The sequence below is a fragment of the Spongorhabdus nitratireducens genome, assembly GCA_947387575.1.
Lineage (GTDB): Bacteria > Pseudomonadota > Gammaproteobacteria > Pseudomonadales > Endozoicomonadaceae > CANDOC01.
In genome coordinates this window covers 137,647-161,728 of the sequence record CANDOC010000008.1, presented here as the reverse complement: position 1 = coordinate 161,728, position 24,082 = coordinate 137,647, and the positions used below count along the sequence as shown (strand labels likewise).

Genomic DNA, 24,082 nt, shown 5'->3' with positions numbered 1-24,082 from the left:
ATTATGAAAGTGCGTTTGGTCACGCGCACACTGATCAGTGTTGCTGTTGCAGCCGCTGTCAGTGGAACAGCCATTGCTGAAGAAGTTGTTGATAAAGGCGTTACCCTTTCCATTGGTGGTGCCTATAACGATTACGACAGTCAGCGTGGTATTGATAACGCTCTTGCACCTCAGCTGGGGCTGGGTTATCGCTTTAATGATCGTTACAGCCTCGAAGCTGTGTATTCCGAAAAAAAGACTGACCTGAAAAACAGCAGCAATGATGTTCGGGTCAAAAACTACCGTCTTGATGGCTTTTATGACCTGTCACCCTGGTCTGATGGCCTGACACCTTACATCGTTGCCGGTATCGGTGAAATTGATGAAGCGGTTCAGCATGGCAAGGACCGGGATGATACCCGCGTGAATGGCGGTATTGGTTTGCGTACAGCGCTTTCTCCATACCTGTCTCTGCGTGGTGATGTTCGGGCTGTTCGCAGTCTGGACTACCATCAAACTGAAAGTATGCTGAATGTTGCCCTGACCTGGACTTTTGGTACTCCGGGCAAGCCGGCACAACAGCCAGCTCCGGCACCAGCGCCTGCTCCTGCTCCCGAGCCGGTAAAACAGCCGTTGGATTCTGATAACGATGGTGTTATCGACAGTAAGGACCAGTGCCCTGACACCGCTCCGGGCGTTGTCGTCAATGAGCTGGGCTGTGCACCGGCCGAGAAGATTGACCTGCAGGTTGAATTCGACTTCGACTCTGCGGTTATTCGTTCCGAAGCGGTCAGCCGTATTGCCGCCATGGGTGATTTCCTGAAGCGTCATCAGGATGTTCGAATCCGTCTGGAAGGACACACTGACAGTACCGGTCCTGCAGCGTACAACAAGCGTCTGTCCCAGAAGCGGGTAGACTCTGTACGACAGATGCTGATCAGTGACTATGGTATTGATGGCAGCCGTATTGATGCTGTCGGCTTTGGTGAAGAACAGCCTCTGGCAGATAACGGTACCCGCGAAGGTCGTCAGGATAACCGTCGTGTTATCGCAGTAATTCTGTAATCTGCAATAAAACTGCCTATTGAAAGAAGCCTGCATACCTAAGGTGTGCGGGCTTCTTTTAGTTATAACTTCAGCCAGCGTTTCTGACGTCCCTTGATATTTGGCAAGAGATCTTGAAAACAAATATATACGAATATACGTATATATTTGTTTTTCGTGCAGCTATACTCTCATCAAAAATTTTCACAGCCCTTTGTCTGTCAGTTTGAGTTTATTGGGTCAATCAAGTTAAAGGGCTGTTTGTCACAGCGGGAGTAATAGCACCATGACGATTAAAATCGGAATTAATGGCTTTGGTCGTATTGGACGACTGGTAATGCGTGAAGCTTTCACTGATAAAGAATTCAGTGTCGCTCGAATCAATGATGTTGCAGGTGATCCAAAAACGCTGGCTCACCTGCTGCAGTTTGATTCTGTGCATGGTCAGTGGGACAAGAGTGTGGAATCAACTGATTCAACGGTTGTTATTGATGGTCAAACGGTTCAGTGCACTCACGAACGGGAAATTGGCAAGGTTGACTGGTCTGACTGTGATGTCGTAATTGAAGCGACCGGTGTCCACAAAATCAGAAAGCTGCTGGATCAATACCTGCAACAAGGCGTTAAAAAAGTTGTGGTATCCGCACCGGTAAAAGACGAATCTGTGCTGAATGTAGTGATGGGGGTGAATCATCATCTCTATGACGCTGAAAAACACGACATTGTGACTGCTGCTTCCTGCACTACAAACTGTATGGCTCCCGTCGTTAAAGTGATCCAGGAAAAACTGGGTATCGACCGTGGTTCAATGACAACTATTCACGATCTGACCAATACCCAGACTATTCTCGATGCACCACACAAGGATCTGCGCCGGGCACGGGCCTGTGGCATGTCACTGATTCCGACCACAACCGGCTCAGCCAAGGCGATTACAGCAATCTTCCCGGAATTGACCGGCAAGCTGAATGGACATGCGGTCCGGGTTCCTCTTGCCAACGCTTCTATCACCGACATGGTGTTTGATGTGCAGCGCGATACCACTGCAGAAGAAGTGAATGAACTCTTGAAAGAGGCAGCTGAAGGAGAACTGGCTGGTGTCCTGGGTTATGAAGAGCGTCCTCTGGTTTCTATTGATTACCGCAGTGACAGACGTTCTTCGATTGTGGATGCACTGTCCACTATGGTAGTCGAGGGTCGAATGGTGAAAATCTATGCCTGGTACGACAATGAAATGGGGTACGCCTGCCGTACTCTGGATCTGGCCCGACTGGTCGGTTAATGCTGGTCCGTTAATATAGGAAGCCGGATCAATGTTTGCTGCTCTGAATCAGCTGGACCGTCAGGTTCGGCAATATCTGCTGGTAACCTTTAACTACTGGAACTTCACCATCACCGACGGCGCATTGCGGATGCTGGTGGTGCTGTATTTTCATCAGTTGGGATACAGTCCGCTTGAAGTGGCCATGCTGTTTCTGTTCTATGAGTTCTTCGGCGTGGTCACCAATCTGGTCGGTGGTTGGTTCGGAGCACGGCTGGGGCTGAATCGCACCATGAATATGGGACTTGCGATGCAGATTCTGGCGCTGGGGATGCTGGCTGTGCCGGCTTCCCTGTTGACCGTACCCTGGGTTATGGCGGCCCAGGCACTGTCCGGGATTGCCAAAGACCTGAACAAGATGAGTGCCAAAAGCTCCATCAAATTACTGGTCAAAGGTGGTCAGGAAGGCACGCTTTATAAGTGGGTAGCCATTCTCACGGGTTCGAAGAATGCCTTGAAAGGATTTGGCTTCTTTATCGGTGGCGCTTTGTTATCTCTGCTGGGTTTTCAACTGGCGGTACTTGCGATGGCTGTAGTACTGGTCGCTGTGCTGTTATTGAGTCTGGCAAAGCTGGATAAAGAGATGGGGCGCTCAAAGTTCAAACCCAAGTTCAGCCAGATTTTTTCCAAAAGCCGTTCCATTAATATTCTGTCTGCTGCCCGTCTGTTTTTATTTGGTGCGCGGGATGTATGGTTTGTAGTGGCTTTGCCAATCTATCTGGGGGCGATGTTTGGCTGGAGCCATGCCGAAGTAGGCGGATTTCTTGCGCTGTGGGTAATCGGGTATGGGGTGGTACAAAGCATTGCTCCTCGTATTACCGGTGAGCAGAGCGGGAAAAACGGTGCTGTCGTATGGGCTTTTCTTTTGACAGTAATTACTGCGCTGGTGGCAACCGGAGTTCAGTTTGAGTGGTACCCCCAGCTGACGATTGTTGTCGGACTGCTGGTTTTCGGGGCGATATTTGCTGTGAACTCTTCACTGCATTCCTTTCTGATTGTCAGCTATGCCCGGGGTGATGCTGTTTCTCTGGATGTTGGCTTCTACTATATGGCCAATGCGATGGGACGGTTGATGGGCACAATACTGTCTGGCTGGTTGTTCCAGTTGGCAGGGTTGGAAGCTTGCCTGTGGGTATCCTGTGTTTTTGTGCTGCTGGCCTGTGTTATCTCGCTTTGGCTCCCTGCAGATCGGGCGAGTGCTAACACATGACAAAACTTCGCTCCAGGTGATCAGGATTGCTTATTTGGTCGAAATCCTGATCCGGATTTTCAGTAACGGGCAATTTCCATACATAGATAATGGCGTTACAGACTCTGTGTCGGCGTGCTTCGGCTCCAACAAGATTGTCGACCAGTTCTGCCAGATCGGCCTCTGAATTCAGAGCCTGTAAGGCATATCCCTTGAAGCTGCGGGATTGCCCTTTGGAATTAAAATAACACCAGCCGCCACTGCTGGTTGGGAACAGGCTGGTAATATGGCTGTTGCCACCGGTAATAGCGGAAATCAGAGAGCAGGCTCCGGGGTTTTTATAAGCTACGGAAATCGCATGGCGGCCAGGCCACTCACCCAGGTAAATCTCCTCCAGACCACTGCCCCGTTGCAGCAGTTGTAACAAATTTTGCTGTGATCCCGGATCCACCGTCATAAACTCCTGAAACCGGTCGGTATCACCTGCAGCAGCGGCAATATCATCATCCATTAAAGACATAGTGCTCATAATGCTGGATTCAAAGCTTGCCTGAGGAGCCGCGGTCGCCGGAGCACTGATACTCAATTCAAAGTTGACGCGCTCAAGCCCGAACCAGGAGAAGGCCTGAAACTGCATTTGTCTGAAGCGGGATGTACTGTGTGCTGTCTTCCACTGGCGACAGGCCAGAACACCTGAAGTGACCAGTGCGCCAAGACCTTCACGACTGATAGTTACCTTTCCGGTAATGGCTCGGTACAGGGTGCAGGCTGTAATGAAGGTACAGGCTTCAGAGGAGTAAAATCCTGAAGGAAATAACTGGCTGGTCTGGCCACAGCTGGCAGTGATGAGAGCGACCATCGACAAGCACCGGGCTGATATCAGCAGAACCTGAATACAAGCGAATATAGTCGAACCTGTATCACTATCGTATAGTGTTATTTATTCTGAGCGTGAAGAATTGTGACTGCATTTCACAGGGAGGTGGTTATGCGGCGAATCTTGCTTATCTTTTCGGTGCTCGGCTTTACCGGGATGCTTACGATGATGCTGTTGTTAGCCCAGTACTATGATTTTCCTCCATCTGAGTCAGATGTTATTGATTTTGGCGGGCGTGCTTTCAGGAAACTTTTTCGGGTGCTGTCAGGGGAAGATTAAATGAGAGTCAGGGAGAGAAGAGGCGGACAACTCAGATAAAGCTGTCCGCCAGACAATCTTATTCTTTCTCTTCTACAGGCTGGTCGTCTGTTTTCTCCGGTGTTGTGGTAACAGGTGCTGCAGTTTTAGCGATATGCAGCCCTTTTAGAATATTCAGCGCCTGACTCAACTGGTAATCACGGGTTTCAAGCGGCTGCTCTTTCTTCTTACCATCCTTGCCAGCGCTTTCCTTTGCTGAAGACTCTGACTTGTCTGCCTCGGCTTTGCCGTTGCCATTATTCAGGTGTCCCTGCAAATCGGCTTCGCGGTAGGTCAGCTGGTTTTCCAGCAGAGTTACCTTGGCGCGCTGGGCAATGACATCCGGCATAATACCTTCAGCCTGAATGGAGCGACCATTAGGTGTGTAATACAGGGCAGTTGTCAGCTTCAGACCACGCTCGTTATCTGCGCTGAGAGGCAGAACTGTCTGAACAGAACCTTTACCAAAGCTGCGGGTACCAACGACGACCGCACGATGATGATCCTGCAGGGCACCGGCAACAATCTCGGATGCAGAAGCGGTACCGCCATTTATCAGTACCACGACAGGCACATCTCTGGCGATGGTTTCTTTGGTTGCATTGAAGCGCAGGTCAGAGTTGGGAATACGTCCTTTAGTATAAACAATCAGACCGTCATCGATAAAGGCATCGCTGACACCAACGGCGGCCTGCAATACACCACCCGGGTTGTTGCGCAGATCCAGCAGCAGTCCGTTCAAACCTGACTCACCGGCTTCCTGCTTCAGTTTTTCAATGGTTTTAACAACTTCTTTATCAGTATCTACCTGGAACTGGCTTAAACGCAGATAGCCATAACCCGGTTCGATAAAGCGGGAGCGAACACTGGTTACCCGAATCACATCCCGTTTAACACTGATCTCCAGTGGCTTGCTGGCACCTTCCCGAATAATTGTGAGGCGAATCGGCTCCCCGATCTTGCCGCGCATTTTATCCACAGCTTCGGTCAGCGACAGACCTTTCACATTTTCTTCATCCAGCTTGATGATCAGGTCACCAGCCAGGATACCGGCTTTCGAAGCAGGAGTATCATCAATGGGGGCAACGACTTTTACAAAACCGTCTTCCATGCTGACTTCCATACCCAGTCCGCCGAACTCACCGGAGGTGCTGATCTCCAGCTCTTTATAATCTTCCGGCTTGAGGTACGCAGAGTGAGGGTCCAGTCCTTCCAGCATGCCGCGGATTGCCGAGTCCAGCAGGGTCTTGTCATCAACCGGCTCGACATAAGCGGTTTTGATACGCTGCATTACTTCAACAAAAACCCGCAGGTCCTCCAGCGGCAGCAGGGGCTTGCCCTGGGTGTCGGTAGCTTGCTGAGTAGAGTGCTGGGTAGATTGTTCTGATGTTGCCGGTGCCGGCTCTGCGGCTTTGTCCTCTGCAACCGCGGGCAGCATAAACGCAACAGCCATGCATAGAGAAAGTCCGCGGCAGACCTGTCGAATCAAGGGGTTGGGCATGGCTGTAAAAGCTCCTGCTTTGTTTCTGTAATTAGAGTGTCCGAGTGGTCGAGTATAGCCAGTCAGCTTTTGTGCTGCATGGCCGTCCTGTTACTGCTGTATCAGGTTTTCTTTAACCAGCGTTTGGGGTTGACGGGGGTACCTTTATGCCGGATTTCAAAATACAGCCCTTCCCGGGGTTGTCCTCCGCTATTGCCGACGGTTGCTATTGCTTCACCGGAGAGCACCTGTTCTCCGGTCTGTTTTAACAGAGTGGCATTATGCGCATACAGTGTCATGTAATTATTGCCGTGATCGACAATCACCAGCATGCCATAACCCCGAATCCAGTCTGAAAAGACAACCTTTCCGTCGTGTACGGCACGGACTTCATTACCGCCCCGGCTATCGATATAGACGCCTCGCAGTGGTAAAGCCGAGTCTGAACTTTTCTGGCCAAAACCATAACGAATGCGGCCGTTTACAGGCCATGGCAGGCTGCCACGAATTTTGGCAAAGGGTTGCCCGGAAGGCTGCTGCTGACGACGCTGCAGTTCCTTCATGATCAGTTCCAGTTCCCGCCGCTCTTCCTTTAACCGGCTGAGACGCTGTTGACCGGACTGGGCCTTGAGATCCAGAGAGGCTAGCAGCTGTTTCCGTTTATTCTGTTCACCGCCCAGTGAGTCGCGCCGGCTGCTCAGGCTTTGCTGTTGCTTTGACAAAGCCTGCGACAGTTGTTGCCGCTCCAGCTGAACCTGTTGCAGCGAAGTAATGGTCTGATTGAACTCGGTAATCTGTGTCGTACGCTGCTGGTTGATATAGCGGTCATAACTCTGGATGCGGGCACTGCGGGCAGGGTCCTGCTGGTTCAGCAATACCTTGATGTTGGCGCTGCTGTCTGACTCGGGGCCGGCAAGATAAGCGGCACGAATACTGTCAGTTACAGCATTCTGTTGCACGGTCCGGTTGCCGGCCAGCTCTGTTTCCTGTCGTTGCAGTTGGCGCAAATCTTTCCGGGTCTGGCGGAAACGCTGGCTGATATCCCGAATTTCGAGGCCAAGGGATGCGATCTCTTTTTCGACGCGCTGGAGTTGCTTCTGGCTCTGGCTGCGCTCTGCGGTAATGTTGGCGAGAACAGTCTGCAGTTCACGAATATTCTTGTCGACTTCCTTGTAACGGCTGGCGGTATCTTCTTCAGCGATTCCGGAAGGAGAACAGAGTAGCAGGCAGGCGCTGAATGCCAGATAAACGGCTCTGTTTCCAGACCCCTGTAGTGGTGAAAAGTGTCTCAGAGCATTCAGACAATCAGTCAATAAGTTCATCAGGTGAAGGTGTACATTGCTTGGGCAGCTTCCATGTCTTATCGGCAGCAAAAAATGTGCCTGCAATCAGTAGCGTTGCCGGATTTACTTCCAGAGTACAGATTTACAACAGGGACGGAAATAGCAGGTACAGATGTTTTAGTTATAGGGTTTACAAGTCAGCAGAGTTTCCCCTGCGAATCATGAGATTCGCAGGGGAAGGCTGTCAAAAAACAGCTAAGGCGTTTCAGGCAATCAGCGATGAACCTGTCATTTCCTTCGGCTGATCAACTTCCATCAGGGTCAGGAGGCTGGGGGCAATATCAGACAGCACACCAGGCTTCAGGTCGATCTGCTTCGGACCTACATAAACCAGCGGCACATGCTCACAAGTGTGTGCAGTGTGAGGTTGGCCGGTTTCAGCATTTTCCATCTGCTCGGCGTTGCCGTGGTCAGCGGTGATCAGGCATTGAGCGCCAGCTTTTTCCAACGCTTCAGTGATTTCACCGATGCAGCTGTCGACACATTCAATGGCTTTGACGGCAGCATCAAATACGCCGGTGTGACCGACCATATCGCCGTTGGCATAGTTGCAGACGATCAGGTCATATTCGCCGCTTTCAATAGCTGCAACCAGTTTTTCGGTCAGCTCGGGTGCACTCATTTCCGGCTTCAGGTCGTAAGTGGCAACCTGCGGAGACTTGATCAGGGTGCGGGTTTCGCCTTCGTATTCGGCTTCACGGCCACCGCTGAAGAAGAAGGTCACGTGCGCATACTTCTCGGTTTCAGCGATACGCAGCTGGGTTTTGCCCAGAGAGGACATGTACTCGCCCAGAGTGTTAACCAGCTGCTCCGGCGGGAATGCACAGGAGGTTTTGATGTCGGCAGCGTATTCGGTCAGCATCACGAAGTCAGCCAGCTGCGGATGAGCGGAACGGACAAAGCCGTCGAAGTGCTCATCAACAAAGGTGCGGGTCAGCTGACGGGCACGGTCGGCGCGGAAGTTCATGAAGATAACCGCATCGTTATCCTGAATGAACGCCGGAGCCTGATCTTCGTCGGCAATCACTGTAGCCTGAACGAACTCATCGTTTTCGTCACGCTCGTAAGCAGCTTCCAGACCGGCAATGGCAGTTTTGGCACGGTGTGGCGCCTTGCCTTCAGTCAGCATTTCCCATGCAGACAGAATACGGTCCCAGCGATTGTCACGGTCCATTGCATAGTAACGACCGATAATGCTGGCAACACGGCCAACACCCAGCTGCTTCAGTTTGACATCCATGGCTTCCAGAGAGGCGGCAGCACTGCGTGGCGGAGTATCACGACCATCCAGGAATGCGTGTACATATACTTCCTTGGCACCACGGTTAGCAGCCATTTCAGCCATGGCATGAATATGATCTTCGTGGCTGTGAACACCACCGGGGGACATCAGGCCCATAAGGTGAACCGGACGGCCATTGGCAACGGCCTTGTCGACAGCTTCACACAGCGCCGGGTTCTGCTGGAATTCACCATCCTTGATGGCCTTGGCAATGCGGGTCAGATCCTGATAAACCACGCGGCCGGCACCCAGGTTCATATGACCGACTTCAGAGTTACCCATCTGGCCATCGGGCAGACCGACATCGCCACCGGAACCGGAAACCAGGGTGTGCGGGCGGGTTTGCCACAGTTTGTCCCAGACCGGAGTGTTGGCAGCAGCGATGGCGTTGGAGTGGGTTTCTTCCCGATGGCCCCAGCCATCAAGAATCAGGAGAAGCGTTGTTGATTTGCCGGCCATATGGATTCAGCTCCTTGCTGTAATGGAAAGCGATAAAATGAGGGGGCGACGATTGTAACCACTGTTCGGTGTTGGAACCAGTGTGAGTCACCGCGATAGCAAAGTGGCAGATTCTTTCTCGCCAGCTCCGGCGCCTGAAGTGATCCTGAAAGTCCGGGCTGCTTCGATCAGTTCGGGCAGGTCAGGCAGATCATAGGCAACATCAGGCAACCGGTACTGTCGGGTACCGTTTCCATCCTCATAATAGTCAAGAGAAACGATAAGAGTGGTGCCGGCTGGTGGAGGCGAAGGCTTTTCATTTCCATCCAGCCATTCGGCTGTCCATGGCAGCAATATGACTTCTTTGAGTATGCCTTTATAGGTATCAATAACTGAGCATTCGAGCTGCCAGGTGACATAGCTGCCACCCTGTCCCTGATCAATATCCTCCTTGCTGTAATTCTGAATCGTAATCAGAGCCGCTATCGGTTGCTCACGGAAGTTCTTTTCCAGCAAAGTTTTCCAGACTTCTATTTGCTCTTCATCTGAGTGTTCTTCATCAGGCTCGATGATGGATACCGGAGCATCAGTTGAGGCCGGTAGATGTGGTGCACAGGTAGTAATCAGGATGGCCAAAAGACATGAATGCAGACACGTCGAATTGAATAATGCTCGATGCATGAAATAGTCTCCTGATCCAGGGTAATCAGTTTGTTGGACACTGGTGCTTGTTTGATGTTCAAAGCCTGCTAGATAACTTTCTCAAACACCGGAGAAGGCAGCCGGTAAAGGTAGGCTTTCATATTGATGCTGATAGGCAGTTTATCGATAGCGCCACTGTGCCATGGATCATTTCCCAGTGACTGCAGGATTGTCATGGCTGCAAGGTACTGGGCACTGAAACAGAAGGGCTGCTCAAGGATGCGTTCAGCCGCTGCAAATACGGTGTCTTTTTCAATGGTGGGATCGAGCTCTGCCAGCCCAAGGAGGATGTACTGGATAATATCGCTCGCATTAGGGGCGTTGGAGTCAAAGTGAAAGCAGTTACGGTCGGCAGGGATACGTTCTTTCAGGCTGGTTAAGGATACAGATATTGATCGTAAACCAAGAACCTGGAGTTTGGATATCAATTGTGGGTCGCGATTCTGTCCGCCGGGCATGACCGAGCAAACAACTGCATATTGAGCTGAATCCCCGTATCCATGACGGCTGATCATCAGATCATCGATCAGCGAGTACTCCTGATGCAGACCGACAAAGTAGGCAACCATGACGCCGGCCGGGTTTGTATCATCACTACGAAGGTACACCTGAATCATAAGCATGGGCGGTTTATGAATACTGTAAGTTAGTTTTTAGCAGATAGCGCGGGCTTTGGACGCTGACGTAACAATTTATTGGCCGGTAGTGATAGGATTAACAGGATTCCACTTACCTGTTGTTTCCGTATTGATATGAAGCCCATTCATCTGCTTTCTCCCCGTCTTGCCAACCAGATTGCTGCCGGTGAAGTGGTCGAGCGCCCGGCATCTGTTGTAAAGGAGCTGCTTGAAAACAGCCTGGACGCCGGGGCGGATCGCATTGATGTGGATGTGGAGCAGGGTGGCGTCAAACTGATCCGGACTCGGGACAATGGTCATGGCATTCCAAAACAGGATTTGCCGCTGGCGTTGTCCCGTCATGCCACCAGTAAAATCAGTGAGTTGGAAGATCTTGAAGCAGTAGGAACACTGGGCTTCCGGGGCGAAGCGCTGGCCAGTATCAGCTCTGTTTCAAGGCTGACACTGACGGCTGCAGTTGAAGGCCAGGAATCCGGTTGGCAGGCACGGGTTGAAGGTCGTGATATGACTGCAGAACTGGCGCCGGCAGCACATCCGATCGGTACTACGGTCGAGATTCGTGATCTGTTTTTTAATACCCCGGCCCGGCGCAAGTTTCTGCGCACAGAAAAAACCGAATTCAGTCATCTTGAAGAAGTTGTTAAACGGTTGTCGCTAAGCCGGTTCGATGTCGGTTTTACCCTGCGACATAACCAGCGGGTTGTTCATCAGCTGCGACCGGCTCGTACTGATGCCGAACGGGATCGTCGTGTAGCATCGCTTTGCGGACCGAAGTTTATTGATAATGCGGTTCGGATCGAGATGGAAGTTGCTGACCTGAAGCTCAGAGGCTGGGTTGGCTTGCCGACATTCTCCCGGGCTCAGGCCGACCTTCAGTACTTCTTCGTGAATGGCCGTGTAGTTCGTGATCGGCTGGTTGCCCATGCGATCCGCCAGGCCTACCAGGATGTGCTTTATCATGGACGACATCCGGCATTTGTTTTGTTTCTGGATCTGGATCCGATTCAGGTTGATGTCAACGTACACCCCACCAAACACGAAGTGCGTTTTCGTGATGGCCGGACAGTGCATGACTTTCTGTTCCGAAGCTTGCATCGGGCGTTAGCTGATATTCGTCCGGAAGATCAGTTGCCGCCAGGAAAGCAGATAGATACTGGTGCTTCGTCATCGGGAGATAATCAGAGCCAGCCTGCTACCGGTGGAGCAGCTCAGGCCATGGTTGAAGGACTAAAGGAGCAATCCCGCCTGACGTTTCAGCCGCAGCAATCTTCGACAGAGTATCGAACTGGGTATGGTGGTAACGCTGGTAGCGAATCTGCAGCAAGTGGCGAGGCAGGAAGCAGAGATTTCGGTGGACGCAGTTTCAGCTCCGGTAATGGTATATCCGGTACCGCGGTGAAATCGGAAATGGCCGCTTATCAGGCGCTGCATCAACCGGCTGCTACGAATACCGTTGCAGAACCGTCAGTATCAACGCTGCCCGAAACCGATGATGATGTACCGCCGCTTGGATTTGCTCTGGCGCAGCTGAAAGGTATTTATATCCTGGCCGAAAACTCTGAAGGGCTGGTGCTGGTGGATATGCATGCGGCTCATGAGCGCATCACCTACGAACATATGAAGAATGCAGTCTATGGCGAAGGGTTAAAGGCTCAGCCTTTGCTGGTGCCATTGTCGATGGCCGTCAGCAGTCGTGAAGCTGACTGTGCTGATGAACATCAGGATACCTTCTCTAAACTGGGCTTTCGTATTGAGCGTATGGGGCCGGAAACTCTAGTAGTACGTCAGATTCCGGCACTGCTCTCCCGTGGCAATAATGAACAACTGGTGCGTGATGTGCTGGCTGATCTGGTGATGCACGGTACCAGTGACCGAATCAGAGAACACCTCAATGAAATTCTGGCGACCATGGCATGCCATGGTTCTGTACGCGCTAATCGTCGTCTTTCTGTTGAAGAAATGAATGCCTTGCTGAGAGATATGGAGCGCACAGAGCGGAGTGGTCAGTGCAACCATGGTCGCCCGACCTGGACTCGGTTAAGTCTGGATCAGTTGGACAAACTGTTCATGCGGGGGCAGTGAGTCATTGATTTTGACGACAATTCCTCACATGATCGGGATACTTTAACTGCCGGATAAAAATAATAATGAAAGGCCAGTGTCGCTGTGGTGAGGTAACGTACGAAACCTCCCGTGACCCTGTATTCTCAGGCTATTGCCATTGTCATGCTTGTCAGAAGCGTAGCAGTGCGCCGTGTACAGGTTTTGTAATGGTTCCCTGGGAGGGCTCGACCCTGTCAGGAGAAACTCGAACTTATCAGGATCTGGGCGGTTCAGGTCAGCCCGTAGTCGAACACAGTTGTATAAAGTGTGGATCACTGGTGCTGATGGAACTGAAGGTGCTGGACAATATTGTTGCCATCATGGCATCTACACTGGAAGGGCCGAATGACTTCATTCCCGAGAGTCATGTCTGGTTAAGCAGCCAGGATAAACGTTTTGAAATTCAGGATGATTTGTTGAAGCAACAAGGGCCACCGAAACAGATGGCACTTTATCTCGCCCGCAAACCGGTTTGAAACCGTGTGCGACTTCAGCCATAAATTATCTTCAATAACGGGCGCAGGGCATAACGCAGATCATTTAATGGCGGTGCCATCCAGAACAGGGTGGCAGTCAATGCTGCAATGGCCGATGTCCACCACGGCGTACAGGCCTGAAAGGGTTTCAGTGCTGAACCGAACGATTTTTTCAGGGTCAGACCTTCCAGATTGATTGCCCATATTTCATCGAGTATCAGATGAATCAGGAATCCCAGACCAAGACACAGTCCGGTTAGCCAGCTGATTTGAGCGGGTAGCCGGAAAAAGTGGTAACACAGGTCGGTTGTTACCAGTGTCGAAGCGGTGGCTGTCAGTATTGAGTGCCAGTTGCCTCGGTGAACAGTAATGCGTTTGATCAGAGGCAAAATGACCAGACGCAGACATACCAAACTGGTCAGGGTCAGAATTAACAGCGGCTTAACGTCAAGATGGTTAAAACCGGCCATCAAAAAGCAGAACAGGAAAACAGTGAGAACATTGGCAACAATTCTCAGTGATTTCGAATTATCAGCATCAACATCGGGCAGCAGGCCGCCGAGTGTGCCAGCGCCCCAAAGCAGCAGGCCGTAAACGGGAGAGATATTAAGTCCGGCGACAGCTGCCATAGTTACAGCACCGGTGCCAACGGCAGCAACAGAAAGATGAGTTCGAAAGTTGGCCATGAAGATTAATTACCGGCCTGATTGCGGGAATGGTGATTTAACAGTGCTACAAGATATGTATATATGTACAGTTTATCGAATTTGCCAGTGAAAAGCCCGTGTTTTCTCTGGTATACAGATGCTATTAACACAGGTTGTAACCAGATTAATTGAAATGAGTGAAACTTCCACCAAGCCTCTGGCTATTTTTCTGATGGGGCCGACGGCTTCAGGAAAAACTGATTTGGCGATCAAGCTCAGCCAGCAGTTGCCTTGCGATATCATCAGTGTCGACTCAGCCATGGTGTATAGGGATATGGATATCGGTACTGCCAAGCCTTCTGCTGAGGAGCTGGCTCAGGCTCCTCATCGGCTGATTGATTTTCAGGATCCGGCTGAGCCCTATTCGGCTGCTGACTTCCGGCGCGATGCACTGGATGAGATCAACCAGATTGTTGCAGCTGGCAGAATTCCTTTGCTGGTGGGCGGTACAATGTTGTATTTCAAAGCATTGAAAGAAGGGCTTTCCACTCTTCCTCCGGCAGATGAAAAAATACGTGCCCAGCTGTTGCAGGAAGCAGAGGAAAAGGGTTGGCCTGCACTGCACGAAGAGTTGCAGCGGGTTGACCCGGTAGCGGGAGCCCGGATCAACCCCAATGATCCCCAGCGAATGCAGCGCGCACTGGAAATTTATCGCCTTACCGGTCGCTCGATGACTGAACTGCAGCAGGAAACACCACCGGGTGGTGATGACTTTCCCTGCCGGATACTGAGTCTGGCGGTAGCACCAGAAGAACGGTCGGTACTGCATGAGCGTATTGCATTGCGTTATCGCAAAATGCTGGAGCAGGGCTTTATTGATGAGGTTAAGGCTCTGCGCCAAAGGGATGATCTCAATATTTCCCTGCCTTCTATTCGAGCTGTGGGATACCGACAGGTATGGGAATATCTGGATGGTAACCTGAGTTACGATGAAATGGTTGATAAAGGCATTATTGCTACCCGCCAGCTGGCTAAACGGCAGTTTACCTGGCTGCGAAGCTGGCCGGATCTTAACTGGCTGGACAGTTTGTCCGATACCTTGTTGGAAGACGCCATGGTACTGGTGGAAAATACCCGGTCTACCTAATCTGTGCAGGGTGATAAAACAGGTTATAATGGTGCCAATTGCTCTGAGCAGACCCTCAGTGAAGTCCAGACCTGTCATTGATTCCGTATGAATGTTCCTGACATTTCCTGATTCCGGGAGTGGGCAGGACCAGGAAATACTGCGGAAAGTATTATGTCATCAATTCAGCGATGGATATGTCTGACAGGCAGGCCGGTTCAATGTATTGCGTATATTCCGGCCAACGCCTGCCATAGCGGTATATCTGATGGTAGGAGCTATTACTTATTGAAGGGCATCAGAGCGTGAATTAATGTGCTCAACCTTTACAGGTTGTCTATGCTGGATTGGTGAACGGAAGCTATCAGGGCTGGTATTCGGCGCTGGCATTGACCAGGCGATATCTTGCAGCCGGTTTTCCCTCAAACCCTGTGATACTCCAACCGAGTGATAACAGAAAGCGCTGGCCTGATAGTAAAAACAGAACGTTGTCCGCAAACAATACAGATTTATATATTTACAAATAATAGGAGTACAGCAATGTCAAAAGGGCATTCCTTACAAGACCCTTACCTGAATGTTCTGCGTAAAGAGCGCGTTCCGGTTTCTATTTATCTGGTTAACGGCATCAAGCTGCAAGGTCAGATTGAGTCTTTCGATCAGTTTGTTATTCTGCTCAAAAACACTGTAAGCCAGATGGTTTACAAGCATGCCGTATCAACCGTGGTACCGAGCCGCCCGGTTCGTCTGCCGATGCAGACTCCGGAAGGTGGTGAAGCTCAGCCGATGGTTTGATCTTTTGATCTGACTCGCTGATCTGAATGATATGCTGGCATATTGAAGGCTTGGGTTAAACACGCGTACTTAATGCTGGGTTAATAGCATGGTATTGTGAGTTTTTCCGAATTTAATTTGCCAGCAAAAACTCAAAGGCAGTTTTATTTTTAATAATTCGAATTTAAACAGTTTCTGTCTGCAGGAGTATTTGGTTGTTTTTTGATCGCTATGAGGGCGGTGAAAACGCCGTACTCGTACACCTCGAATTCACCGATGAAAAAGATCGGGAAGATTCCAGAGAATTTCAGGAATTGGTTCACTCGGCAGGTGTCAATGCCGTCGATTTTGTCACAGTCAGTCGCCATGAACCGAGCCCCCGTTATCTGATCGGGATTGGCAAGGTAGAAGAGCTGGCTGAAACAGTGCGTGTGTCACAAGCCGATGTCGTATTGTTTAACCATGCATTAAGCCCCAGTCAGGAACGTAACCTTGAAAAGGTACTTGGCTGCCGCGTCATTGACCGTACCGGTCTGATCCTCGATATTTTTGCCCAGCGCGCCCGAACTCACGAAGGTAAGCTTCAGGTGGAACTGGCTCAGCTACAGCATCTCAGCACCCGTCTGGTGCGTGGCTGGACTCACCTTGAACGTCAGAAGGGTGGTATCGGCCTGCGAGGACCGGGTGAAACCCAGCTGGAAACAGACCGTCGTTTGTTGCGGGGTCGTATAAAGTCGATCAGCGCCCGGTTGGAAAAGGTCAGAAAACAGCGTAATCAGGGACGCAAGGCGCGCCGCAAAGTGCAGCTGCCAACGGTTTCTCTGGTGGGTTATACCAACGCCGGCAAGTCAACCCTGTTTAACAAAATGACTGATGCCGAGGTATACGCCGCTGATCAGCTGTTTGCGACACTGGATCCTACGCTTCGTCGTTTATTGCTGCCGGATATCGGCCCAGTTGTTCTGGCTGACACTGTAGGTTTTATCCGTCACTTGCCGCATAAGCTGGTGGAAGCTTTCCGGGCAACACTGGAAGAAACCACTGACGCCGATCTGTTGTTGCATATCATCGATGCCTACGACCCGGAACGTCGGGATAATATCGAGCAGGTTGAAATGGTGCTGGCAGAAATTGATGCCCATGAAATTCCCTGTCTGCAGGTCTACAACAAGATTGACCTGCTACCCGGACGTGAGCCTGGTATCGATTACAATGACAAGGGCCAGCCAGTCAGAGTCTGGTTGTCTGCAGTAACCGGTGAAGGTATTGAACTACTGCATCAGGCGATTGCGGAAAGACTGGGTAATGATCTGGTGCGCTGTGAACTGAATCTCGGTTATCAGCAAGGCAAGCTCAGAGCCCGGTTGTATGAGTCCGGTGGCGTCGTCAAGGAATGGTATGACGATGAGGGGCAAACCCGACTTGAGGTATCCATGCCTCGTGCGGATCTGGATCGTATCTTTAGTCAGGAAGGTGTTGATTCCGAGGCGCTGATTTCCGGCTAGTCTTATGGCTCCTGCTGTATTCCGGAGCCAAACCTCATGGTGCCTGTACGGGATAATACGGGCATCAGTTATCCCGTTGTACTCTATCTGTGCCTGTATATTCTTCTTGTTACCCACTGCACTACTGCATTTGCCGGGCATACTGTCACTTTGCGTAGTAACAATGACAGAATTGTTCGTGTAACGACTGTAGCCGGGCAGGATGCTCGTGTTGAAGTAGATAAGAAATACCTGACCCGGTATGTGGATTGTACGTCTGGCCTTCGTGGCATATTTAATCGTTATACGGCCTGGTTTGTTGAGATTACCCCTAAAGACGGGAAAGAAATTCTCCCGCTGGCAAACAGTATTCAGGTCAATCAAGAACCGTTTTCTTTTGGTACACCGATTCAATATGAGGGCGTGCTGCTCCCGCCTGATGCTGAATCAGAAGGTGATATTTTCCAGTTTTGTATCATTTCCGCTTCCGATGTTGTGAACTCTGAGAGTAAAGACAGACCTGTTGACTTGTCAGAGCCTTTGAAGCCAGAGGACAAACCGTTTTCAGCAGCACCTATGCAATCTGTGTGTATGCCGGCGGTCACACTGAAATGGACTTTTGTATTCAGTGGAAGTGTTAGTGTTCATGGGCTTGAGTCAGCGAATTATATAGAACAAACAACTGAAGACGTATCTGATGAAACCGTCTGCTCGTTCTCTCTGTCATTGCCAGATATGGTGTCCCCCCAATTTGCGGTTCAAATACTACCTGCGGGTAAATTAAAGCGACTTTCAGTAGAGTCTGTCAGTGGGTCCGGTACATCGGATATTATTGTTGTTACATATCTGCGGTGTTCCATTCCTTCTGAGCTTGACCCTGAGAGGCTGCTGCCGGTTTCAGGGCTTGGTTTTAACCGGTTGAATCAACGCCTGGACGTCGTTTGTGAGATTGTTAACCGTAAATATGTATTACAGCAGACACTTGCCCGGATAAACGGTGCGATGGTGCATGTTCGCGAAAAAGGGGCAACCCAGATAAACAGCTATTCTCTAATGCCGCTATCTGAACATGATACATTCACCCCCCCTCAGCATCGAAGACAAAGAGATGAAACCCGATATCAAAAAATGCGAGAGGTGCTGGAACATTATCTCTATCGCATGGGAGCAACTCCCAGTAGAGAAGGGTGCACCCTCAAGTTGATGTCTGCTTCCTTGCTTGAAGGTTTGAGGCAGAGTGAAAGGGAGAGCATTTGGGATACTGAAGATGACTGCTTTCGCCGTGTACTCAAGAAGAGTCTCTACTCTGACTTTGAGCAGACAGAAGATGAACTGTTGTAATTTTTAACATTTTTACCCCGGTCAGAAATAAAAATGCTATGGCTTGAACACCAATTAGTGGTTTACTTGATATCCGGGGTAGAAAAATTTGGGTTTGCCCCCATATCGATTTCGGAAGACCTGTGTCAGGGCGCATTGCTTCCGGGTAATTATGGCATATCATATTGTTGCCTTGCGCTATAGTCAGGGCAAACCCTACAATTGCCTCCGTATGTAGCCGTCCTGACCGGGTGCCAGCGAGCCGGTCGACATTTATTGAACGCTGACGCGACGGAGATATCTATGGCCTGGAACGAGCCGGGTGGAAATAATCAGGATCCTTGGGGTGGCGGTAATCGCGGTAACGGGGGACGTGGTAACAAGAATCAGGGGCCACCTGATCTGGATGATGCTTTTCGTAAAGTACAGGATAAACTTAATGGCTTCCTCGGTGGCGGCAAGGGCGATAGCTCTGGCGGCAAGGGAGGCAGCTCCGGCAATGCGGGAGGCGGAAGCCTGTTTGTAGGTATTCTGCTGATTGCCTGTATTGTCTATTTTTGGAATGCGGTTTATACCGTTGATGAGAAAGAACGCGCTGTCATTTTGACTTTTGGTAAGTTCTCCGAAACTGTGGGCCCCGGTCTTCATCTCTATTTTCCGCCACTGCAGTCCAAATATCAGGAAAACGTAACCGAGCTGAGGACTTATAACCTCAAGCAGCAGATGCTGACAGAAGACGAAAATATTGTCGAAGTCTCCATGTCGGTTCAGTACAAAATATCTGATATCAAGCAGTATGTACTGGAAGTGGCTCAGCCACTGAAGAGTCTGGAAGAGGCGACTCAAAGCGCCTTGCGTCACGTGGTGGGTAGCTCCGAGATGCACCAGGTTCTGACCGAAGGTCGGGAGCTGTTATCTGTCGAAGTGAAAGATCGCCTGCAGACATATCTGGACAGCTATGGCACCGGTCTGGAAATTTCCAGGATCAACGTGGAAAGTGCCCAGCCACCTCGTGAAGTACAGTCTTCCTTTGACGATGTGATTCGTGCCCGTGAGGACGAAGAGCGTGCCAAGAACAAGGCGGAAGCCTACGCCAACCGGATTGTTCCGGAAGCCCGAGGTAAGGCTCAGCGGATCACAGAGGAAGCCAATGGTTACCGTGAAACCATCGTAGCTCAAGCTCAAGGTGATGCTGATCGTTTCACCAAGCTACTGACAGAGTACCAGCGTGCGCCGGAAGTAACCCGCGAGCGTCTCTACCTGGAAACCATGGAAGAAGTTCTTGGCAATACCAACAAGGTGCTGGTTGATGTGGAAGGTGGAAACAACATGATGTATCTGCCACTGGACAAGCTGATGGAAAAGCAGTCCGGCACTGACAGTGCATCAGGACGTAACGAGATGTCCAGCCAGGAACTGAATGAGTTGGCCGGCAAGGTTGCTGACGAACTGAGCCGACGTGTGAATTCTGCCCGTTCAGGGAGGACCAGCCGATGAGCTCCAGAGCATTAAACTTTTTGATTGTAATCGGCCTTATCGTACTGGTAGGAAGCTCCAGTCTGTATGTGGTCAGTGAACGTGAGCGTGCCGTGGTGCTGCGTTTTGGTGAGATTATCAAGCCAAATGTTGAACCAGGGCTGCATTTCAAAATGCCGCTGATTGACAAGATGCGCGCATATGATGCCCGACTGCAGACTCTGGATGTGCCTTCCGAGCGTTTCCTGACACTGGAAAAGAAGGCGGTAATTGTAGACTCCTACATCAAGTGGCGTATCTCTGATGTCTACAAGTTCTATCGTGCAACTGCCGGTGATAACCTGCGTGCCAACAGCCTGCTGGCGCAGCGTGCTGAATCCCGGATGCGTAACAAGTTCGGTGGCCTGACCCTGAACGAAGTAGTATCCGGCCAGCGTGATGAGCTGATGGCTGATATCACTTCCAGCCTGGACTCTGTATCCCGTGAAGAAATGGGTGTGGAAGTACTGGATGTTCGGGTCAAGCGTGTTGACCTGCCGCCTCAGGTAAGTGACTCCGTATTCGAGCGGATGTCTTCCGAGCGTGAGAAGGAAGCCCAGGAATACCGCTCCAAGGGTAAAGAGGTTGCCGAAGGTATCATGGCGAATGCTGATCGTGAGCAGCGCGTACTGATGGCCAAGGCCTACCAGGAAGCCGAGAAGGTGCGTGGTGAAGGTGATGCGGAAGCTGCGGCGATTTATGCTAAAGCCTACGACCGTGATCGCGAATTCTATGCGTTCTATCGTAGTCTGAAAGCCTATCGTGAAACCTTCAAGGGATCCGGCGATGTTATGCTGCTGGAACCTGACAGTGACTTCTTCCGTTATCTGAACAACCTGCAGGGTAAGTAATTGTGAGTGCAGTCATCTCAGGTGTTTCCGGGATGGCTGTACAACAAAAAAGCAGCTCATGTTCGAGCTGCTTTGTGAATACACCAGCACAGTTAATGTGATAGAATTTCAAAAACCGGGCCCGTCCCGGTTTTTTTATTGGCCAAAAGCCTTTTGCTGGCGACTGAATGGGGCATCCCCCTACATCGCATCCTAGACTCAGGATGAGTCAATCTCGGGATAAAGGAGCGCTCAATGGAAACATGGCGACTGCTACTGGTTGCTTTTTGTCTGATGTTGGTATTTGAGGGCATTATACCTTTCCTTTATCCCGGTCGGTGGCGTCGCATGGTGACGTTGCTGGCTGTGACCGATGACCGGTCCCTGAGAATGATGGGGCTGATCAGTATGGTACTGGGTACAGTGTTGCTGTATCTGGTGAACTGACCTTACAGCGAAAACAAGGTCTACCGCCGTATCGAGAGAATAATGATGACAATGGCAGATCGCTGGCTGTTACCTGATGGTATTGAGGAAGTCCTGCCCCCGGGTGCGTGGCAGATTGAAGATTTACGTCGCCAGCTGCTGGATCTTTACTGCAGCTGGGGATACGAGCTGGTGATTCCACCACAGATTCAGTATCTGGAATCGCTGGCCGCAGGTGTCGGACAAGACCTGACCCTGCAGACATTCAAGCTGACAGATCAGCTGACGGGACGAACCATGGGGCTGGTGGCCGACACGACACCGGCCGTTGCCCGTATTGATGCTCACACACTGGGAGCAGAAGGGCCCAGTCGGCTGTGTTATGCCGGTCGGGTTTTTCACACCCGTCCCGCAAACCCCGGTGCATCCCGAACTCCGATTCAGGTTGGTGCTGAACTGTATGGTCATGCCGGTATCGAGAGTGATATCGAAGTTATTTCCCTGATGCTGGAAACGCTGATCTCTTCCGGTGTGAATAACATCACACTGGATCTGGGACATGTGGATATTTTCCGGCAGCTGACGCTGGCCGCAGGTCTCGATGAAGAACAGCAGGACGAGCTGTTTGAAGCCTTGCAACGCAAGTCAGCAACCGAAGTTGATGCCTTTGTTAGTCATCATGTGCAGGAAGCTGTACTGGCTCATATGCTGCGAGAACTTCCAGAGTTGGCCGGAGATGAAACAGTCCTGGATCGGGCAACAGGCATTCTGGCGGCTGCTCCGGAACCGGTCAGAGTTGCACTGGAAAACCTCAAGGCACTGTCAGAAAGAATTAAAGCGGCATACCCGGAAGTAAATTGTTATTTCGATCTGGGCGAACTGCGCGGTTACAATTATCATACCGGCGTGGTGTTTGCCGCCTATGTCCCTCAACTGGGACAGGCTGTAGCCAAAGGTGGCCGCTATGACGGCATTGGTGAAGTTTTTGGGCGAGCCAGACCTGCAACAGGTTTCAGTACTGATCTGGGGCTGTTGCTGCAGCTTGTCGGGCCGGCAGAAAAGAAGACAGGTAAAATTCTGGCGCCTGCTGATGCTCCGATGGCTGAAGTCCGCAAACTGCGCAATGCCGGTGAACAGGTGGTTCAGGTATTACCGGGCATGATGCAGGAACCAATAGCTGCAGGGTGCGATCGCATATTGCAGCAGACGAGTGCAGGATGGGTGATCAGCTCACTCACGGACTCATAACACAGCTTTTTTGACGGCGACTGTTTTAACAGTCGCCGTTTTTACTGGTGGATAGCCGGTTTGCAGACATTATTGAATCTATTCATCACTATCGATGAATGGATTTTTGTGGCTGTTTGCCGGCAACAGGTGCCGGTTTTGGCATCATTCCCGGATTTGTTGCTGAGCATTAATGCAGGGACAAGTTACGCCGGGAAGGTATAGCGCTTCACGTTAACAGAGACGTAATGATGGGTAAGAACGTAGTCATTCTGGGCACCCAGTGGGGTGACGAAGGCAAGGGTAAGATCGTCGACCTGCTGACTGACCAGGTTAGCGCAGTGGCGCGCTTTCAGGGCGGCCACAATGCAGGTCACACGCTGGTTATCGACGGTGAGAAAACCGTCCTGCACCTGATTCCGTCAGGCATTCTGCGTGAAGGCGTCAAGTGCTACATCGGTAATGGTGTGGTGCTGTCTCCTGAAGCACTGCTGAAAGAAATTGCCCAGCTGGAAGAAAGCAATGTGCCGGTGCGCGAGCGTCTGCGTCTGAGCCCTTCCTGCCCGCTGATCCTGCCTTATCACGTGGCACTGGATATGGCCCGTGAAAAGGCGCTGGGTAAAGACAAGATCGGTACCACCGGTCGTGGTATCGGCCCGGCTTATGAAGACAAGGTTGCCCGTCGTGGTATCCGTCTGGGTGATGTGCTGGATCCGCAGCTGTTCGAAACCAAGCTGCGCAGTGTGATGGAATATCACAACTTCGTGCTGGAACACTACCTGAAAGCCGAGCCAGTAAGTGTGGAAAGCGTGCTGCAGGAAACACTGGCGATGGTTGAACAGATCAAGCCGATAATCGAGCCGGTTGCTGACAGCCTGCATGACCACCGTCGTGCTGGTGAGAACATCCTGTTTGAAGGTGCCCAGGGTTCCCTGCTGGATATCGATCACGGTACTTACCCGTTCGTAACCTCTTCCAACACCACTGCCGGTGGTGCTGCTACCGGTAGTGGCATGGGCCCGCTGTATCTGGATTATGTGCTGGGTATTACCAAGGCTTACACCACCCGTGTTGGCAGTGGCCCGTTCCCGACTGAGCTGTTTGACGACAATGGTCGCCATCTGGCCGAGAAAGGCCATGAGTTCGGTGCAACTACCGGCCGTGCCCGTCGTTGTGGCTGGTTTGATGCGGTTGCCCTGCGTCGTGCCGTTGAGATGAACAGTGTTTCCGGTATCTGTCTGACCAAGCTGGATGTACTGGATGGTTTGGAAACTGTGAAAATCTGTATCGGTTATCAGGATGCAGAAGGCAATGAACTGGGCTTCTCCGCTGCCGCTGAAGACTGTGCCAAGGTTGTTCCGGTTTATGAAGAAATGGCTGGCTGGAGTGAAACCACTTTCGGTGCCAAGTCCATGGACGCACTGCCTGCCAATGCAATCGCTTACATCAAACGTCTGGAAGAACTGACCGGTGCTCCGGTTGATATCGTTTCTACCGGTCCTGATCGTAACGAAACCATTATCCTGCGCCACCCTCTGGCCTGATAATGATCTGATACCTGAAG

Annotated in this window: 21 protein-coding genes; 14 read left to right on the top strand and 7 right to left on the bottom strand. The window is 51.1% G+C overall.

Going from position 1 to position 24,082, the window contains the following annotated elements; all coding sequences use genetic code 11:
• Positions 1-3: 3 nt before the first annotated feature.
• The 3 genes from ACYZZ0_RS15550 to arsJ all read left to right on the top strand — a co-directional run bounded on the left by ACYZZ0_RS15550 (position 4) and on the right by arsJ (position 3,554).
• On the top strand, positions 4-1,044 hold the full coding sequence (locus ACYZZ0_RS15550) for an OmpA family protein (protein ID WP_461537561.1): 1,041 nt from the start codon (positions 4-6) through the stop codon (positions 1,042-1,044).
• 265 nt (positions 1,045-1,309) lie between these two features.
• Positions 1,310-2,305, top strand: a complete 996-nt coding sequence (locus ACYZZ0_RS15545) for an ArsJ-associated glyceraldehyde-3-phosphate dehydrogenase (RefSeq protein ID WP_461537560.1) — start codon at positions 1,310-1,312, stop codon at positions 2,303-2,305.
• A 31-nt stretch (positions 2,306-2,336) separates the two neighbouring features.
• Positions 2,337-3,554 carry an organoarsenical effux MFS transporter ArsJ gene (gene arsJ, locus ACYZZ0_RS15540; protein ID WP_461537559.1) on the top strand — a complete coding sequence of 406 codons (1,218 nt, stop codon included), beginning with the start codon at positions 2,337-2,339 and terminating at the stop codon, positions 3,552-3,554.
• On the opposite strand, the gene ACYZZ0_RS15535 is transcribed toward arsJ, so the two are convergent.
• The 6 genes from ACYZZ0_RS15535 to ACYZZ0_RS15510 form a co-directional block, all read right to left on the bottom strand.
• Positions 3,544-4,392, bottom strand: coding sequence for a hypothetical protein (locus ACYZZ0_RS15535; RefSeq protein ID WP_461537558.1), 849 nt, complete (start codon positions 4,390-4,392; stop codon positions 3,544-3,546). The genes arsJ and ACYZZ0_RS15535 overlap by 11 nt on opposite strands.
• Positions 4,393-4,747: 355 nt before the next feature.
• On the bottom strand, positions 4,748-6,208 hold the full coding sequence (locus tag ACYZZ0_RS15530; protein WP_461537557.1) for a S41 family peptidase: 1,461 nt from the start codon (positions 6,206-6,208) through the stop codon (positions 4,748-4,750).
• 101 nt (positions 6,209-6,309) lie between these two features.
• On the bottom strand, positions 6,310-7,500 hold the full coding sequence (locus ACYZZ0_RS15525) for a murein hydrolase activator EnvC family protein (protein ID WP_461537556.1): 1,191 nt from the start codon (positions 7,498-7,500) through the stop codon (positions 6,310-6,312).
• Positions 7,501-7,735: 235 nt separating this feature from the next.
• Complete coding sequence (gpmI, locus tag ACYZZ0_RS15520; protein WP_461537555.1) at positions 7,736-9,271, bottom strand: 2,3-bisphosphoglycerate-independent phosphoglycerate mutase; 1,536 nt, start codon at positions 9,269-9,271, stop codon at positions 7,736-7,738.
• An 87-nt stretch (positions 9,272-9,358) separates the two neighbouring features.
• The gene (locus tag ACYZZ0_RS15515) at positions 9,359-9,931 is read right to left on the bottom strand and encodes a hypothetical protein (RefSeq protein ID WP_461537554.1); all 573 of its coding nucleotides are present in this window, start codon (positions 9,929-9,931) and stop codon (positions 9,359-9,361) included.
• A gap of 68 nt (positions 9,932-9,999) precedes the next feature.
• Positions 10,000-10,575 carry a hypothetical protein gene (locus ACYZZ0_RS15510; RefSeq protein WP_461537553.1) on the bottom strand — a complete coding sequence of 192 codons (576 nt, stop codon included), beginning with the start codon at positions 10,573-10,575 and terminating at the stop codon, positions 10,000-10,002.
• A 129-nt stretch (positions 10,576-10,704) separates the two neighbouring features.
• Between ACYZZ0_RS15510 and mutL the strand changes: the two genes are divergently transcribed.
• Together mutL and ACYZZ0_RS15500 are read left to right on the top strand one after the other, a co-directional pair.
• The gene (mutL, locus tag ACYZZ0_RS15505) at positions 10,705-12,672 is read left to right on the top strand and encodes a DNA mismatch repair endonuclease MutL (protein WP_461537552.1); all 1,968 of its coding nucleotides are present in this window, start codon (positions 10,705-10,707) and stop codon (positions 12,670-12,672) included.
• Positions 12,673-12,737: 65 nt separating this feature from the next.
• Complete coding sequence (locus tag ACYZZ0_RS15500; RefSeq protein ID WP_461537551.1) at positions 12,738-13,169, top strand: GFA family protein; 432 nt, start codon at positions 12,738-12,740, stop codon at positions 13,167-13,169.
• Between the two features lie 14 nt (positions 13,170-13,183).
• Here ACYZZ0_RS15500 and ACYZZ0_RS15495 read toward each other — a convergent pair whose 3' ends face one another.
• Positions 13,184-13,855 carry a metal-dependent hydrolase gene (locus tag ACYZZ0_RS15495; protein ID WP_461537550.1) on the bottom strand — a complete coding sequence of 224 codons (672 nt, stop codon included), beginning with the start codon at positions 13,853-13,855 and terminating at the stop codon, positions 13,184-13,186.
• Between the two features lie 154 nt (positions 13,856-14,009).
• Between ACYZZ0_RS15495 and miaA the strand changes: the two genes are divergently transcribed.
• The 9 genes from miaA to ACYZZ0_RS15450 all read left to right on the top strand — a co-directional run bounded on the left by miaA (position 14,010) and on the right by ACYZZ0_RS15450 (position 24,062).
• Complete coding sequence (miaA, locus tag ACYZZ0_RS15490; protein ID WP_461537549.1) at positions 14,010-14,963, top strand: tRNA (adenosine(37)-N6)-dimethylallyltransferase MiaA; 954 nt, start codon at positions 14,010-14,012, stop codon at positions 14,961-14,963.
• A 519-nt stretch (positions 14,964-15,482) separates the two neighbouring features.
• Positions 15,483-15,737, top strand: a complete 255-nt coding sequence (hfq, locus tag ACYZZ0_RS15485) for an RNA chaperone Hfq (RefSeq protein ID WP_461537548.1) — start codon at positions 15,483-15,485, stop codon at positions 15,735-15,737.
• A gap of 194 nt (positions 15,738-15,931) precedes the next feature.
• Positions 15,932-17,221: a ribosome rescue GTPase HflX gene (gene hflX / locus ACYZZ0_RS15480; protein WP_461537547.1), complete on the top strand. Its 1,290-nt coding sequence runs from the start codon at positions 15,932-15,934 to the stop codon at positions 17,219-17,221.
• A gap of 150 nt (positions 17,222-17,371) precedes the next feature.
• Positions 17,372-18,541 carry a hypothetical protein gene (locus ACYZZ0_RS15475; RefSeq protein ID WP_461537546.1) on the top strand — a complete coding sequence of 390 codons (1,170 nt, stop codon included), beginning with the start codon at positions 17,372-17,374 and terminating at the stop codon, positions 18,539-18,541.
• Positions 18,542-18,823: 282 nt separating this feature from the next.
• Positions 18,824-20,017 carry an FtsH protease activity modulator HflK gene (gene hflK / locus ACYZZ0_RS15470; RefSeq protein WP_461537545.1) on the top strand — a complete coding sequence of 398 codons (1,194 nt, stop codon included), beginning with the start codon at positions 18,824-18,826 and terminating at the stop codon, positions 20,015-20,017.
• Positions 20,014-20,886, top strand: coding sequence for a protease modulator HflC (hflC, locus tag ACYZZ0_RS15465; protein WP_461537544.1), 873 nt, complete (start codon positions 20,014-20,016; stop codon positions 20,884-20,886). The genes hflK and hflC overlap by 4 nt, the downstream gene beginning before the upstream one ends.
• A gap of 234 nt (positions 20,887-21,120) precedes the next feature.
• Positions 21,121-21,312, top strand: a complete 192-nt coding sequence (locus ACYZZ0_RS15460) for a DUF2065 domain-containing protein (protein WP_461537543.1) — start codon at positions 21,121-21,123, stop codon at positions 21,310-21,312.
• 42 nt (positions 21,313-21,354) lie between these two features.
• A complete protein-coding gene (locus ACYZZ0_RS15455; protein ID WP_461537542.1) occupies positions 21,355-22,539 on the top strand; it encodes an ATP phosphoribosyltransferase regulatory subunit in 1,185 nt (394 codons plus the stop codon).
• A 230-nt stretch (positions 22,540-22,769) separates the two neighbouring features.
• Entirely contained in the window at positions 22,770-24,062 is a 1,293-nt protein-coding gene (locus ACYZZ0_RS15450) for an adenylosuccinate synthase (RefSeq protein WP_461537676.1), read from the top strand.
• Positions 24,063-24,082: the final 20 nt, after the last annotated feature.

What these genes read in the sequence shown, in the direction of transcription:
- ACYZZ0_RS15550 (WP_461537561.1), top strand. Translation starts at nt 4, where the DNA reads ATGAAAGTGCGTTTGGTCACGCGCACACTGATCAGTGTTGCTGTTGCA.
- ACYZZ0_RS15545 (WP_461537560.1), top strand. Translation starts at nt 1,310, where the DNA reads ATGACGATTAAAATCGGAATTAATGGCTTTGGTCGTATTGGACGACTG.
- arsJ (WP_461537559.1), top strand. Translation starts at nt 2,337, where the DNA reads ATGTTTGCTGCTCTGAATCAGCTGGACCGTCAGGTTCGGCAATATCTG.
- ACYZZ0_RS15535 (WP_461537558.1), bottom strand. Translation starts at nt 4,392, where the DNA reads ATGGTCGCTCTCATCACTGCCAGCTGTGGCCAGACCAGCCAGTTATTT.
- ACYZZ0_RS15530 (WP_461537557.1), bottom strand. Translation starts at nt 6,208, where the DNA reads ATGCCCAACCCCTTGATTCGACAGGTCTGCCGCGGACTTTCTCTATGC.
- gpmI (WP_461537555.1), bottom strand. Translation starts at nt 9,271, where the DNA reads ATGGCCGGCAAATCAACAACGCTTCTCCTGATTCTTGATGGCTGGGGC.
- ACYZZ0_RS15515 (WP_461537554.1), bottom strand. Translation starts at nt 9,931, where the DNA reads ATGCATCGAGCATTATTCAATTCGACGTGTCTGCATTCATGTCTTTTG.
- ACYZZ0_RS15510 (WP_461537553.1), bottom strand. Translation starts at nt 10,575, where the DNA reads ATGCTTATGATTCAGGTGTACCTTCGTAGTGATGATACAAACCCGGCC.
- mutL (WP_461537552.1), top strand. Translation starts at nt 10,705, where the DNA reads ATGAAGCCCATTCATCTGCTTTCTCCCCGTCTTGCCAACCAGATTGCT.
- ACYZZ0_RS15500 (WP_461537551.1), top strand. Translation starts at nt 12,738, where the DNA reads ATGAAAGGCCAGTGTCGCTGTGGTGAGGTAACGTACGAAACCTCCCGT.
- ACYZZ0_RS15495 (WP_461537550.1), bottom strand. Translation starts at nt 13,855, where the DNA reads ATGGCCAACTTTCGAACTCATCTTTCTGTTGCTGCCGTTGGCACCGGT.
- miaA (WP_461537549.1), top strand. Translation starts at nt 14,010, where the DNA reads ATGAGTGAAACTTCCACCAAGCCTCTGGCTATTTTTCTGATGGGGCCG.
- hfq (WP_461537548.1), top strand. Translation starts at nt 15,483, where the DNA reads ATGTCAAAAGGGCATTCCTTACAAGACCCTTACCTGAATGTTCTGCGT.
- hflK (WP_461537545.1), top strand. Translation starts at nt 18,824, where the DNA reads ATGGCCTGGAACGAGCCGGGTGGAAATAATCAGGATCCTTGGGGTGGC.
- hflC (WP_461537544.1), top strand. Translation starts at nt 20,014, where the DNA reads ATGAGCTCCAGAGCATTAAACTTTTTGATTGTAATCGGCCTTATCGTA.
- ACYZZ0_RS15460 (WP_461537543.1), top strand. Translation starts at nt 21,121, where the DNA reads ATGGAAACATGGCGACTGCTACTGGTTGCTTTTTGTCTGATGTTGGTA.
- ACYZZ0_RS15455 (WP_461537542.1), top strand. Translation starts at nt 21,355, where the DNA reads ATGATGACAATGGCAGATCGCTGGCTGTTACCTGATGGTATTGAGGAA.
- ACYZZ0_RS15450 (WP_461537676.1), top strand. Translation starts at nt 22,770, where the DNA reads ATGGGTAAGAACGTAGTCATTCTGGGCACCCAGTGGGGTGACGAAGGC.